The following is a 12,509-nucleotide window of genomic DNA, read 5'->3' on the forward strand; positions in this document are numbered from 1 at the left end:
AATTTTTTTCCCGACGGGGTGGCTGCTTTTTGTCGCTGCCGGGTGATAGGATGGATCACGACATTCTATCGGACGCTCCGTGTGGGGCGTCAGCATGAGTTGGAGCAGACAGACCAATGACCCTTCGCGAAAGCCTGACAGCCGATTTGAAGACAGCCATGAAGGCGGGTGAAAGCGCGCGCGTTGCGACCATTCGCATGATAACGGCGCGCCTGAAGGATGTGGAAATCGCCGGCCGCGCCAAAGGTCTTACGGAATTGGGGGAGGAGGAAGCCCTGTCCGCCCTGCGCGGCATGATCAAGTCCCGCACGGAATCGGCCACCCTGTACCGCGATGGCGGTCGTCCCGAACTGGCTGAAAAGGAAGAGGCCGAAATAGCCGTGATCCGTGGCTACCTGCCGCCCGATCTGGACGAGGCCGCCCTGCAGGCCGCGGTGGAAGAAGCGGTCAGTGCCGCGGGGGCGAGTTCGCTCAAGGACATGGGCAAGGTGATGGCCGCGCTCAAGGTCCGTTTCGGCGCGGCTCTGGACATGGCGCAGGCCAGTGCGGCCGTGAAAGCCCGCCTGGGCTAAGGCGCGGGCCGGGGTGGGTTACTACGGGCCGAAACCGGTCCGCAGGCTCGCCTGCCTGCTTCCCCGCCGCACTGGTGGGGAAGCGGATGGGGAACGCAGGATCGGGCGGCGGTCGTTATTCCCGCAACGTGGCGTTGCATGAGGGAGGGCAGGGTAAGGCATCATGGCGATTGATCCCGGTTTTCTGGAGGAACTGCGTGCCCGCACCCCCCTGACATCTGTCATCGGGCGTCGGGTCAAGCTTGCGCGGTCCGGCCGGAACTGGAAAGGCTGCTGCCCCTTCCACGGCGAAAAAACGCCGTCCTTTTACGTGTACGATGATCATTTTCACTGCTTCGGCTGCGGCGCGCATGGGGATGTGATCTCCTTTGTCATGCAGATCGAAGGCAAGCCTTTTCCTGAGGCGGTGCAGGAACTGGCCTCCGCCGCAGGCATGGAGGTGCCGGTCCAGACCCAGGCGGCCCGGCAGGTCATGGACCATGCCCGCACGCTGGAGGATGTGCTGACGGCTGCGCAGAAAATCTGGTCCGCGGCCCTGTGGCGCCCCGAAGGCCGCGCCGGGCTGGATTACCTGCTGGGGCGCGGCCTGACGCGGGAGACCATTACGGCGTTCGGTCTTGGCTGGGCCAGCGAGGGGCGCGGCGATCTGGTGAAGGCTCTGGCGCATGACGGGATCACACCCGAAAAAATGGCCGAAGCCGGGCTGATGCGGGTGGATGAGGGCGGAAAACCCAAGGGCGAGCTGTTCTGGGGGCGCGTGACCTTTCCCATCCGGGACCGCAGGGGGCGTCTGGTGTCGTTCGGCGGGCGTATTCTGGGTGATGGCCAGCCCAAATACCTTAACGGGCCGGAAACGCCGCTGTTTTCAAAGCGTCGCCTGCTGTTCGGGCTCGATCGCGCCCGGGCCGCCGTGCGCGCCCCCCGGCCAAGGGGGGAGGCATCGCCCGCTCTGGTTGTGGTGGAAGGGTATATGGATGTCATTGCCTTGCATCAGGCAGGTTTTACAGGTGCCGTGGCCCCGCTGGGCACGGCGCTGACCGCCGAACAGCTTGAAGTGCTTTGGCAGGTCAACGCGCTGCCCATTCTGTGTTTCGATGGTGATGGCGCGGGCCGACGGGCGGCGATCAAGGCGTCGGAAACCGCGCTGCCCATGCTCAAGGCTGGTCATTCCCTGCGCCTGTGCCTGCTGCCCGAGGGGGAGGACCCCGACAGCATGGTGCGCGGGCGGGGGGCGCCTGCGGTGGCGGAACTGTTCGCCAACGCCCAGCCGCTGGCCGATGTCCTGTTCGACCTGCTGACTGCTGGCATGTCAGCCCCCGGGCCGGAGGAACGCGCGGCCCTGCGCAGCAGGCTGACCGAGGCTGCGGCCCTGATCCCTGACCGGGCTCTGGCGGCGGAATACCGTTCGACCCTGCTTGATCGCTTTTTTGCAAAATTTCGCGGGTCGCGGGGGGGCAGGGGGGCGTCGCCGTCCGGTGGCCGGTTCGGTGGCGGGCAGCGGGGGACTTCATCTGCGTTCATGGGGGCGGATGGCGCGGGTACTGCTCCTGTCGTGGTCGATCAGGCACGCGAACGACAGCGGCTGATGTTGCGTTTGCTCCTGCGCGTTCCCTCCTTGATGCAGGAGGTGGAGGAGGCTCTGTGCCGTCTCGACCTGCCCGCCGATCTGGCCCCCCTGCGCGAAATGCTGCTCGATCTTTCGGCGGAGGGCGGGCTGCCTGCCGCACCCGGTGCCCTGCGCACACGGCTGGTGGAACAGGGTGGGGCGGAGGCCGCAAGACTGATCCATACGGTGGAGGGAACGTTACCCCGTTCGGATGAGTTTACAGAGTCGGACGACCCTGCACAGACTGTGGCCGCAAGAACACAGTGGTGGCATTTTTATGGCCTGCTGCACCGGGAGCAGTTCATGCGCGAAGTGGCGCGCGATATTGCAGGGTTTACGGAAAACGGCGGAGATTCCAGCCAGTGGCAAAGGTTGCAGGCGCGACTGGATATTATGGACCGGCTGCGGCGCGGCGGGCTGGAAGACGAGGATATCTAGGGTCTGGCGGAATGTTCCGGGGTGTGTTCCCCTTGACTTAAGGCGCAGGATATCCCACGTCCTGCCCCGCCCTGGAAAGTGAACAGTACATGATAAGCTGGTCGTTCTGCATCCTGGCCGGATGCGGGCGGGGAGGAGCAGGTCTGGCATGGCGACAAAAACGGCATCTACGAACGCGACGCAGGAACAGGATGGTGACACCAGCCTGTTGGATACGCAGTCTTCCTCAGTCAAGAAACTGATAGCGAAGGGGCGCGAACGCGGCTGTATCACGTTCGACGAACTGAATGCCGTTCTGCCCCAGGACAAGATGTCCTCCGAACAGATCGAGGACATCATGGCCCTCCTGTCGGAAATGGGCATTCAGGTCGTCGAGAGCGAAGACACGGATGACACGGAGGGCGCCAAGCCCGCCGAAGGCGAGGAAGACGCCGAGGAGGAGGAAGCCGACGCCGAGGCGGAATCCGAAGGTCCGTCCGGTAACGTCAATGCCGAGAATGTCGGCCGCACGGATGACCCGGTGCGCATGTACCTGCGCGAAATGGGGACCGTGGAACTGCTGTCTCGCGAGGGCGAAATCGCCATCGCCAAGCGGATCGAGGCTGGCCGCGACGAAATGATCGGCGGCCTGTGCGAAAGTCCGCTGACCTTCCGCGCCATTATTTCATGGCACGAAAAAATCCGCAGCAGCGAGATGCTCCTGCGCGATATCGTCGATCTCGAAGCCATGCAGGGTGGTGGCAGCCCCATGGAAGACGGCGCCGCCGAAGCCGAAGGCGAGGGGATTGCAGAATCCGAGAACGAGGAGGCCGAGGACCAGGAAGCCGAAGGCGATATGGAAGGGGAGGGCAGCGGCCTGTCCCTTTCGGCGCTGGAAGAAAAGCTGAAACCTGAGATTCTTGCCCATTTCGACGAAATCGAGCCGCTTTACGAAGAACTGCGCAAGTTGCAGGTCACCCGGATCGAGGCGCTGACATCGGGTTCGGAGGTCGACGGCTCCTTCGAGGAAGCCTATGCCGCACTGCGGGACCGTCTGGTTGGCAAGGTTGAGCAGATTCATCTGCACAACAACCGGATCGAGGAACTGGTCGCCCATCTCAAGCAGATGTTCCAGCAGCTCAACATGCTCGAAGGCCGCATGCTCCGTCTGGCGGAAAGCTGCCGCGTCTCGCGCGATGACTTCCTTATGAAATATCGCGGTCGCGAGCTTGATCCGGGCTGGATGGAAGTGGTCGCCACCCTGCCGGGCCGGTCATGGAAGAATTTTGTCGCAAGACACGCTGACATGGTGATGGAACTGCGTAACCAGGTGGCCCTTCTGGCGCAGGAAACCGGCCTGCCGATTGGCGAGTTCCGTCGCGTTTACGCAACGGTCGCCCGTGGCGAACGGGATTCGGCCCGCGCCAAGAAGGAAATGATCGAGGCCAACCTGCGGCTGGTGATTTCCATTGCCAAGAAATATACCAACCGTGGCCTTCAGTTCCTTGACCTGATTCAGGAAGGCAATATCGGCCTGATGAAGGCGGTAGACAAATTCGAGTATCGCCGCGGCTACAAGTTCTCGACCTACGCCACGTGGTGGATCAGGCAGGCCATTACCCGCTCCATCGCCGATCAGGCGCGCACCATCCGTATTCCGGTGCATATGATCGAGACCATCAACAAGCTGGTGCGCACCTCGCGCCAGATGCTGCACGAGATCGGTCGGGAACCGGCACCGGAGGAACTGGCTGAAAAGCTGGGCATGCCGCTTGAAAAAGTGCGCAAGGTTCTGAAAATCGCCAAGGAGCCGATTTCTCTCGAAACCCCGATCGGGGACGAGGAAGACAGCCATCTGGGTGACTTCATCGAGGACAAGTCGGCCGTCATCCCGCTGGATGCCGCGATCCAGACCAACCTGCGCGAAGCGACAACACGGGTTCTGGCGTCACTCACCCCGCGTGAGGAACGTGTTCTGCGTATGCGTTTTGGCATTGGCATGAACACCGACCACACGCTTGAGGAAGTGGGCCAGCAGTTCAACGTCACGCGTGAGCGTATCCGCCAGATCGAGGCCAAGGCCCTGCGCAAGCTCAAGCACCCCAGCCGCAGCCGCAAGCTGCGGTCCTTTCTGGATGATAACTGAGCCTGCGTTGCACGAAGACGTAACGCGCATGAAGGTGACAATCACCTTCATGCGCATGGATGCCCCGCCTTCAGCCCCGCGCCTGCTGCTGCCAGCCGGGTGGGCGTTGGAACACGATGTCAAACCCGACGTTGCGGCGTATCGTGCCCTGCATGATGGGGTTGGCCGGTCCTGCTGCTGGTGGATGCGTCAGGCCCAGCCTGATCGGGTTCTGGCAAGCCTGTTGGCCACAGCCCCCATAGGCATTGGCCTGCTGCGTGAAAACGGTGCGCTGCGCGGTTTTTACGAACTGGATTATGCCGACCCGCAGGCTGTCAACCTGTCCTATTTCGGGCTTTTTCCGCAGGCCATCGGGCGTGGGGTAGGGCGCGCGTTTCTGGACTGCGTGTTGCGTCGGGCGTGGCGTAACCAGCCCCGTTCCGTACGGGTGAACACCTGCACGGCCGATCATCCCCGCGCTTTGCCGCTTTATCTGGGGGCAGGGTTCACGCCGTTGCGCCAGGTGGATGAGGTCTGGGACGTGCCTGACCGGCTTGGCCTGGATATTCCGCACCGCCTGCGTGTGTGAATGCTTGCGCTGTCAGCCAAAATGTGGTTGAGACTGCCCTTTCCCTGCCGGGTTCATGGCATTGGCCCGGCTATACCTGCGTGTTTCGGTGTGCCCTTGGGGTATGACCGGGGCGACCGCAAGCCGGAAGGGTCCGGCCCGGGCGGGTTGATTGTATCCGAAGGGAGTGAACATGCCGTTGTACGAAACCGTGCTGATCGCGCGGAATGATATTTCCCAGCAGCAGGTCGATGCCATCATCGACGGTGTTGCCGCCCAGATCGAAGCCGATGGCGGCGCTGTCCGCAAGCGGGAATACTGGGGCCTGCGCAGCCTTGCCTACCGCATCAAGAAGAACCGCAAGGGCCATTACGTCCTGCTGGGTCTGGACGTGCGTTCGGAACTGCTCAAGGAAATCGAGCGCCAGCTCTCCCTGAACGAAGACGTGCTGCGCCTGCTGACGCTGCGGGTTGAAGCCATTGACGAAGCACCGTCCCCGGTCCTGTCCCGCAAGGGTGACGATCGCGGCGAACGCGGCAGCTTCCGTGGTCCCAAGCCTACCGGTGGTCGCTTTGAAAGCGGCCGTGGCGGTCGTCGTGACGAACGCAGCGCCGAACTGGCTGACAACGGAGCGGAGTGAAGCAGATGTCCGAAACAACTGAAATCAATCCCGCCGCCCGTCGTCCGGCTGTGGGTGCGCGTCGCCCGTTCTACCGTCGTCGCAAGTCCTGCCCGTTCTCTGGCCCGAATGCGCCGAAGATCGATTACAAGGATGTGCGTCTTCTCAGCCGCTTCCTGTCCGAGCGTGGCAAGATCGTGCCGAGCCGTATCACGGCGGTGTCCGCAAAGAAGCAGCGTGAGCTGGCACAGGCTATCAAGCGTGCCCGTTTCCTGGCTCTGCTTCCCTACGTCGTAAGCTGAGGGGAACAACCATGGCTGCTACAGAAGTAATCCTGCTCCAGCGTGTTGAACACCTGGGCCAGATGGGTGAAGTGGTAAAGGTCCGTCCGGGTTATGCCCGTAACTACCTGCTGCCACAGGGTAAGGCGATTCGCGCCAACGAAGCGAACCGCGCACGGTTCGACCGTGAGCGCGTGCAGCTCGAAGCCGCGAACATCAAGCGCCGCGAAGAAGCTGAGCGTCTGTCCGAACGGATGGAAGGTCTGGCCGTTGTCCTGATCCGTCAGGCCGGCGACAGCGGCAGCCTTTATGGCTCCGTCAGCCCGCGCGACGTGGCGCAGGCCGTGACCGAGGCTGGCTTCACCATTGACCGTCAGCAGGTCTCCCTGGCTCATCCGATCAAGTCCCTTGGTCTGTATGACGTCAAGGTGGCACTGCACCCCGAAGTGGTGGTGCCGGTTGTCGTCAACGTTGCCCGTTCGGAAGAAGAAGCCGAACGTCAGGCCCGTGGCGAAGCCGCGACGGCTGAAGAAGAAGCGACCCTGGCCGGGGACGAAGCCTTTGTTGAAGGCGAAATCGTTCCTGAAGACAGTGTTGAAGAACCCGCGCAGGACGCAACCGCGTAAGGCGGCTGGTTTTGTAAGGACTTGGAAAAGAGGGCAGATTTTCATCTGCCCTCTTTTTTTTTGTCATGCGCTGGGCGAGAGTGTCCGGCAGGAAGGGAGAGAGACGGATGAAACGCCTTCTTGATCGGATCTTGCATCATTTTATCGGCGCGGGGGCTCTGGCCGTGCGCTGGCCAGACGGCAGCTTCAGCCATTATCAGGGCAGTAAAGCCGGCCCCAGCGCGGGCGTGTGGCTGAAGAACCAGCAGGCGATACAGGCCCTGATCGTCAATCCCGGCCTGGGTTTTGGCGAAGCCTATATGGAGGGGAACCTCCAGCCACACGACAGCACGCTGTATGACCTGCTGCACGTACTCATGCTGAACGCCATGACGCCGGGCGGACACGTAGCCGAGCGCCTGGCGGCGGCTCTGCGCTATGTGCGGCGGGGGTGGACACAATTCAACCCGGCCACGCGGGCGCGCCAGAATGTCGCGCATCATTACGATCTGGGTAACAGTCTGTACGCCCTTTTTCTGGACAGGGACTGGCAGTATTCCTGTGCTTATTTCCGCCATGGCGATGAAACCCTGGACGAGGCGCAGGCGGCCAAGAAACGGCATATCGCTGCAAAGCTGCTCTTGGATCGTCCGGGGCTCGAGGTTCTGGATATCGGCTGTGGCTGGGGCGGTATGGCCCTGACTCTCGCGCGCGATTACGGGGCGATCGTGACGGGTATTACCCTATCCGAGGAGCAGTTGGCTTTTGCCCGTACCCGTGCGCATGATGAGGGTCTTGCGGACCGGGTGCGCTTCGAGCTTCTGGACTATCGCACGCTGCATCGCCGTTTCGACCGGATTGTGTCTGTCGGCATGTTCGAGCATGTCGGTGTCGGGCATTACCCGATATTTTTCGAAACCATCCATCGTAGCCTGCGTGACGATGGCGTGGCCCTGGTGCATTCCATCGGGCGCAGCGACGGGCCGGGTACGACCAATCCCTGGATCAATAAATACATTTTCCCCGGTGGTTATTCCCCAGCCCTGAGCGAAGTGCTGGATGCGGTGGAAGGCTCAGGCCTGTGGATGACGGATTGCGAAATCCTCAGACTACATTACGCAAAAACCATAGCGATCTGGAGCGAGCGTTTTGCGGCGCGTCGTGCGGAAGCGGTTGCCCTTTACGATGAACGTTTCGCCAGAATGTTCGAATTCTATCTGGCAGCATCCGAACTGGCGTTCCGCGTGCAAGGCCACATGAATTTTCAGCTACAGCTTTCACGCTCCCTGACCGCCGTGCCCCTGACGCGCGATTATATGGGCATGGTGGAGGGTACAGTCGGATAAAAGGGGGCATAGTAGGGTATATCGTCGTTGCACTGCGATGATGGCAGCGAGAAATGCCAGTGCCAGCTTGTCGTGACGTGACGTGTTACGATGCCTCTGATCTGTTTCTGTGTGGCGAAGACGCGTTCAGTTCTGTTGCTTTTTTGTAAAATGATGAGGCGATGCTCATGTGGTGTGGCCTGATGCGAAAGCTGTCTGGTCACACCGCAAGTGTTTGAGCAGAACTGGGTCTGAGAGTCTGTTCTATCGTATTGACACCACTCTGCGGGAGACAGACTGTCTCCCGATGGCGGGGCGGCCCAGGAGCCGGCTCCGCTTTCTTCAGTCCGCTGATAGAGGAAAACTTTCAGGTTCTGACAGGACCGCGAGAAAATTCAGAAAAACGGGATGGCGGTTGCGTACAGAACCAGTTCGGTGCTGAAAACCTGGTGTTGCCGGAAAAATATACGATAATCCGGGACGAGTTTTTTGATATACAAGGCCACTTCCCATAAATGAGCCGGATTATGGTAAACACAGATTGCCAATTTCGGTTTGTTTTTATGGATTGTTTTCATGCCTCCTGACAAGGCATCCATTTCGCCCCCTTCTATGTCCATTTTTATAAAGGTGGCATCCGGGCAAAGGTGATCAATGGTATCAATTTGAATATTAACATTCCCCTCGGCGGAAATTTTTGAAACAGTAGATGTATTATTTTCCTGATAAAAATTTACTGTTCCCTGTTTGCTGCCTAATCCGCAATTCATAGCGTGGACATTGGGGATGTCTTTTTGCTCGATAAAAAGTTTCAGTTTCTGAAAATTTATTGAATTCGGCTCAAATGCGTAATATTTCTGATAGGTTCCATTGGAAAATTTTAAGAAATCGCGAAGTGTGTCACCGGTATATGCGCCGGCATCGACAAAAATTTCGTCATTTTTTATTGTCATAAAATCTTGGAAATATTGATCGGCCTGGTATACATCTCTAATGCAACTATCATTTCCGCTTATGTGGGATTTAATATAGGAAATAAACGTTTTTTTGGATAATTCGTCCTCAAGAATTTCAAAAGCAGATGAGAGTTTTTGAGAGTTCTGTAAAAGAAATTCAAGGTTTATTTCATCAAAATAATGAGGGCTGAGGAAAAAAGAATGTGCCGAAACGATATTTTTGCAATTTAGAGCGCTGATGGCTTTCATGCCCTGTTTTGTATCTGCCATTCCCAAAACAACTGAAAAGCAGCGTATTTTTCTTTTATGTCGGTAAAATGCAAAATGCCCGGGTGCTTTTCGTATCTGTCATCGACAAATTTATCTGCAACATAAATATTTTCTTTTGCAAGAAATTTCTCAACGGTAGAGGCATACTCGCCTGCTCAGTACATGACGATAGGATTTTTTTTCTTCCTCAGTGCATCAAGAGACGCCGCTCTCTCGTTGATGAGGTCATGAAATTCTTCCAAAAACATTGAAAACTCCGAATTATGCGATTCCCGTTCCTGAATCGCTATTTTTAATCGCATAATCTTGGGCCAGTTAGGCACTGTTATACCAGCCTGTAATTCCTATGTATGGGCTCTGTGCGGGCGGTATCTTATGGCGTGGTGTATGCTCGCCGGCCCTCGGCAGGTTCGGGGGCAGGCGACACGGCGGGAGCGGGTATGTTCACCCGGGATCGTCGTGCGACACAGCGCAATCGATATTCGTTTCAAAATGGGTGGCCCTGTCGGTGTCAGGCAATCCGGCTCTGCATGGGCATTTATGAAAATTGCTCCGGGCTCAGTGTTCTCCTTGACCGTCTATTAACTCACTTCCATAGTCCGTGTACGTAAGTTGAAAAGGGCTGGAATTTTTATGCTGACACCGCCGAGTGGCTCTTTGCTCGAAACGACGCGCGAAAAGCAGCATGATCTCCCGCCCGCAAATGGTCAGGCGCTTGCGGCTCTCAGCAAGGATATTCCTGTAGCCGTTCCCCGCCTGCCGACAGTGGATCGTATAGAACCGTATATCCGCGAGATTGACGCCAATCACTGGTATACCAATCAGGGGCCATTGAGCGAACGCCTTCAGGAGCGGCTGGGTGCATTCTGGGGGGTGGGAGGCCAGAACATCGCGTTGGTTTCCAATGCGACAAGCGGCATTACCCTGGCCCTGCAGGCGCAGGCAATTCCACCCGGCCTGCGTTGCGTTATGCCGTCCTGGACGTTTGTCGCCAGTGCCGCGGCTGCCACGGCTGCCGGGCTTGTTCCTTATTTTGTCGATGTTTGTCCCAAGACCTGGATACCAGACCCGGCGGAAGTCGAGGCCCTGGCCAGGGCTGAAAATGTCGGCGCCATTCTGATCGTGGTACCTTTCGGCGCCCCCATCGATCTTGCGGTGTGGGATGGGGTGAGCCAACGTACGGGCTGCCCTGTCATTATCGATGCCGCAGCGGCGTTCGATACGTTGCGCGCCGGCGGACCCATGTCTGTCGGGCAGGCGACGGTTGTAGTCAGCCTGCATGCGACGAAAGTGTTCGGTCTGGGGGAAGGGGGCGCAGTCATCTCGCGCGATCCGGCCATGGCGGAACAGGTGCGTATTCATGCCCGCTTCGGGTTTGCGGGGTCCCGCTCTGCCCGCGTTGCGGGAATTAACGCCAAGATGTCGGAATATACCGCGGCCGTCGGCCTTGCCGGGCTTGATGTCTGGCCGGAAACGCGCGCCCGCTGGCAGGCTGTGACCGATTCATATCGGCAGTTTCTGCCATCATCGCTTAAATTGCCGCCAGCTTTTGGTCAGGGCTGGGTTTCCGCGACATTGACTGTCATCTGGCCGACAAATCCCCAAAAGCCGATAGATTTCCTTGCCTCGCAGGGGGTAGGAACGGTGTCCTGGTGGGGCGTTGGCTGCCATATGCAACCAGCCTATCAGGCCTATCCAAGGGAAAAGCTTTCCATAACCGAAGATTACGGACAGCGTTCGATTGGTCTGCCTTTCTGGCAGGATATGAGCAGCGATAAAATTGCGGATGTCTGCCGTATGCTGCAAGACATGCTGCCAGCCGATATTTGCGAAAACTAGCCCCTTGGTTCTTCTTTTCGATCTCATGCATTCAGTTCGGGGTTTATAAATGTCCGCTTCGCGCAATATCGTTTCGTTCGTTGGCCAGAATGAAAATGGTATTCTTCGTCAGATGAGTCACGACCTGATGTCTCTGCTTGAGCCGGATGGTTTCAAAGGGCATGTGATCGATCTGCATAAACCCGACTGGCAGGTGCAGTTCAATGACCTGCTGCGCGAGGGAATTTTCATGGCCTGGGGCCATGCGGGGATCGGAGCCGGGTTGCAGATTGATGGGCAACTCTTGTGGGACGCGCAAAAAATACCATTTGTGTCGGTTCTTGCGGACTCTCCTTGCTGGCGTGTTCCCAATCATTACATCCGGTCGCGTTATGTTGCGAATGCCTATGTTTTTTCAGAATGGTTAAGCATTCAGAACCGTTTCATACGTTCACCGCAATATTCGACGCAGATCAAAAGTGTGGGCGTCATACCCAACCCCCAGCGAGACTCCCTTGCGTGGCGTGACCGACCCCAGCGCATGGCTTTCGTCAAAACAGGGGGAGACCCGGAGGCACGGCGTAAAGGTTGGCAGAATTTGCCTTCACGCTGGCGGGCTGTGCTGGAAGATGCGGGACGTGTGGCGATACAGCAGCCGACGGGCGATATCACCGATATTTATGTGGCGGCTTGTGAAAGCCACAACTTGCCCACGGAGCATCGGCTCGAGATTTTTTTTACGCTCATGTTCGATCTGGATCTTTATGTGCGTGAATATCGTATGAACACCCTGGTCAAATCCCTGCTGGATCTGCCGGTGGATATTTACGGGCGTGGGTGGGACCACCTTAGTTCCCAAGCGACGCAGGCCCGTTTTCATCCGGCGTTTGATGCGGCACATCTGTCATCCGTTTATGCCGGAACGCAGTTTCTGCTGAATACAAGCCCGAATGTTGGTTCCGGGTTGCATGAACGTGTGGCTTTCGGTCTGGATTCACGCTGCGTTGTCGTGTCGGATTATAACGCCTTTTCTAGAAAAAACCTGTCCGACCTTCCCTCATTCTACGGATTTGATACGACAGATCCGACACTGAAGGACCAGATGCACGGGCTCTATTACAGCAAGACTGATTATACAGATACGACGCAGGCAGCCGTGGATTACATTGCCGAAAATTTTGGCGGGAAAAGCCACATGGTTTCCGTGTTGAAAATCGCGGAGGAACTTAAAATCGCAGAAGGGTTTTTGGGAAATATTCCCCCAAGCCTGGCTTTTGCCTGAAAATCGGGCTGATGCCGTCCGGAAGTTCCATTGCAGCAGTGAGCCGACTATAAGGCTTGTGAAAA

The 12,509-nt window shown here is 58.1% G+C and carries 11 protein-coding genes; 10 read left to right on the plus strand and 1 reads right to left on the minus strand.

Annotated features, from left to right (window positions below; genetic code table 11):
- The first annotated feature begins 116 nt into the window (after positions 1-116).
- From ABF990_RS00080 to ABF990_RS00115, 8 genes are all read left to right on the plus strand, one after another.
- Complete coding sequence (locus ABF990_RS00080; RefSeq protein WP_415491274.1) at positions 117-572, plus strand: GatB/YqeY domain-containing protein; 456 nt, start codon at positions 117-119, stop codon at positions 570-572.
- Positions 573-735: 163 nt separating this feature from the next.
- Positions 736-2,616 (plus strand): DNA primase, encoded by a 1,881-nt coding sequence (gene dnaG, locus ABF990_RS00085; protein ID WP_415500093.1) that lies wholly within the window; start codon positions 736-738, stop codon positions 2,614-2,616.
- 148 nt (positions 2,617-2,764) lie between these two features.
- Positions 2,765-4,741 (plus strand): RNA polymerase sigma factor RpoD, encoded by a 1,977-nt coding sequence (gene rpoD / locus ABF990_RS00090; protein WP_415500095.1) that lies wholly within the window; start codon positions 2,765-2,767, stop codon positions 4,739-4,741.
- The gene (locus tag ABF990_RS00095) at positions 4,731-5,309 is read left to right on the plus strand and encodes a GNAT family N-acetyltransferase (RefSeq protein ID WP_415500096.1); all 579 of its coding nucleotides are present in this window, start codon (positions 4,731-4,733) and stop codon (positions 5,307-5,309) included. The genes rpoD and ABF990_RS00095 overlap by 11 nt, the downstream gene beginning before the upstream one ends.
- 172 nt (positions 5,310-5,481) lie before the next feature.
- Positions 5,482-5,928: a 30S ribosomal protein S6 gene (gene rpsF, locus ABF990_RS00100; RefSeq protein ID WP_415490921.1), complete on the plus strand. Its 447-nt coding sequence runs from the start codon at positions 5,482-5,484 to the stop codon at positions 5,926-5,928.
- A gap of 5 nt (positions 5,929-5,933) precedes the next feature.
- Positions 5,934-6,209, plus strand: a complete 276-nt coding sequence (gene rpsR, locus ABF990_RS00105) for a 30S ribosomal protein S18 (RefSeq protein WP_025827191.1) — start codon at positions 5,934-5,936, stop codon at positions 6,207-6,209.
- An 11-nt stretch (positions 6,210-6,220) separates the two neighbouring features.
- Positions 6,221-6,814, plus strand: a complete 594-nt coding sequence (gene rplI / locus ABF990_RS00110) for a 50S ribosomal protein L9 (protein ID WP_415490922.1) — start codon at positions 6,221-6,223, stop codon at positions 6,812-6,814.
- 107 nt (positions 6,815-6,921) lie between these two features.
- Positions 6,922-8,139, plus strand: a complete 1,218-nt coding sequence (locus tag ABF990_RS00115; RefSeq protein WP_415500097.1) for a class I SAM-dependent methyltransferase — start codon at positions 6,922-6,924, stop codon at positions 8,137-8,139.
- Between the two features lie 374 nt (positions 8,140-8,513).
- Here the strand turns inward: ABF990_RS00115 and ABF990_RS00120 are convergent, their stop codons facing one another.
- Positions 8,514-9,323: an FkbM family methyltransferase gene (locus tag ABF990_RS00120; RefSeq protein ID WP_415506447.1), complete on the minus strand. Its 810-nt coding sequence runs from the start codon at positions 9,321-9,323 to the stop codon at positions 8,514-8,516.
- A gap of 654 nt (positions 9,324-9,977) precedes the next feature.
- On the opposite strand from ABF990_RS00120, the gene ABF990_RS00125 reads away from it, so the two are divergent.
- Positions 9,978-11,183: a DegT/DnrJ/EryC1/StrS family aminotransferase gene (locus tag ABF990_RS00125; RefSeq protein WP_415490925.1), complete on the plus strand. Its 1,206-nt coding sequence runs from the start codon at positions 9,978-9,980 to the stop codon at positions 11,181-11,183.
- Between the two features lie 49 nt (positions 11,184-11,232).
- Complete coding sequence (locus tag ABF990_RS00130; protein WP_415490926.1) at positions 11,233-12,444, plus strand: hypothetical protein; 1,212 nt, start codon at positions 11,233-11,235, stop codon at positions 12,442-12,444.
- The last annotated feature ends 65 nt before the right edge of the window (positions 12,445-12,509 follow it).

It is taken from the genome of Acetobacter sp., from assembly GCF_047723915.1.
Lineage (GTDB): Bacteria > Pseudomonadota > Alphaproteobacteria > Acetobacterales > Acetobacteraceae > Acetobacter.

Bases quoted from the DNA above. Each gene is read 5' to 3' on its own strand.
- ABF990_RS00080 (WP_415491274.1), top strand. From the start codon at position 117: ATGACCCTTCGCGAAAGCCTGACAGCCGATTTGAAGACAGCCATGAAG.
- dnaG (WP_415500093.1), top strand. From the start codon at position 736: ATGGCGATTGATCCCGGTTTTCTGGAGGAACTGCGTGCCCGCACCCCC.
- rpoD (WP_415500095.1), top strand. From the start codon at position 2,765: ATGGCGACAAAAACGGCATCTACGAACGCGACGCAGGAACAGGATGGT.
- ABF990_RS00095 (WP_415500096.1), top strand. From the start codon at position 4,731: ATGATAACTGAGCCTGCGTTGCACGAAGACGTAACGCGCATGAAGGTG.
- rpsF (WP_415490921.1), top strand. From the start codon at position 5,482: ATGCCGTTGTACGAAACCGTGCTGATCGCGCGGAATGATATTTCCCAG.
- rpsR (WP_025827191.1), top strand. From the start codon at position 5,934: ATGTCCGAAACAACTGAAATCAATCCCGCCGCCCGTCGTCCGGCTGTG.
- rplI (WP_415490922.1), top strand. From the start codon at position 6,221: ATGGCTGCTACAGAAGTAATCCTGCTCCAGCGTGTTGAACACCTGGGC.
- ABF990_RS00115 (WP_415500097.1), top strand. From the start codon at position 6,922: ATGAAACGCCTTCTTGATCGGATCTTGCATCATTTTATCGGCGCGGGG.
- ABF990_RS00120 (WP_415506447.1), bottom strand. From the start codon at position 9,323: ATGAAAGCCATCAGCGCTCTAAATTGCAAAAATATCGTTTCGGCACAT.
- ABF990_RS00125 (WP_415490925.1), top strand. From the start codon at position 9,978: ATGCTGACACCGCCGAGTGGCTCTTTGCTCGAAACGACGCGCGAAAAG.
- ABF990_RS00130 (WP_415490926.1), top strand. From the start codon at position 11,233: ATGTCCGCTTCGCGCAATATCGTTTCGTTCGTTGGCCAGAATGAAAAT.